The sequence below is a fragment of the Corallococcus carmarthensis genome, assembly GCF_003611695.1.
In the GTDB taxonomy this organism is placed as follows: domain Bacteria; phylum Myxococcota; class Myxococcia; order Myxococcales; family Myxococcaceae; genus Corallococcus; species Corallococcus carmarthensis.
This window is the reverse complement of sequence record NZ_RAWE01000477.1, coordinates 1-700: the sequence shown is the minus strand read 5'-3', so window position 1 is coordinate 700 and position 700 is coordinate 1. Positions and strand designations below refer to the sequence as shown.

The window sequence follows — 700 nt, the reverse complement described above, 5'->3', positions numbered from 1 at the left end:
GCGTCTTCGCTCGCGAGCCGCACCGCCTCCGCCTCACGTGCGTCGTCGGGGAGCCCCGTCAGGTCCACCACCGACAGCACTCCGGTGGGGGCAGGGTGCACGTGCTGGCGGGGTTCACCGTCGTGGGACTCGAAGGTGGTGCGCAGCGCTTCGTGGCGCTGCACCAGCTCGTCGAAGGCCTGCTGGAGCGCGGGCACGTCCACCGCTCCGGAGAGGCGCAGCGCAGTGGGCATGTTGTAGAGCGCACTGCCAGGGTCGAGTTGATCGATGAACCACAGCCGCTGCTGCGCGAACGACAGCGGGTGCGGTCCAGGCGTCGCTGCGGGACGCAGCGGAGGCAGGGCGTTGGCTTCTGGTGCATCCGGCAGACGCTGGGCAAGCGCAGCCACGGTGGGGGACTCGAACAGTGCCCGGACGCCGACGTCCACGCCGAAGCGGGCGCGGATGCGGGAGACCAGCTGAGTGGCCAGCAGCGAGTGGCCGCCCAGTTCGAAGAAGTGGTCGTTGCGTCCCACGACAGGAACGTTCAGCAGCTCCTCCCACAGCGAGGCCAGGGCCACTTCCGCGGGCGTCGCCGGGGCCACGTATGAACGCGCGGTGCGCAGCCGCGCTTCCGGTGAGGGCAGCGCCTTGCGGTCCAGCTTGCCGTTGGGCGTCAAAGGCAAGGAGGGCAGGGTGACGAAGGCCGACGGCACCATGT

At 70.3% G+C, this 700-nt stretch carries 1 protein-coding gene; it reads right to left on the bottom strand.

Annotation, left to right across the window (positions count from 1 at the left end):
- On the bottom strand, window positions 1-700 hold a 700-nt coding region (locus D7X32_RS44565; protein WP_244239530.1), incomplete at both ends, for a condensation domain-containing protein.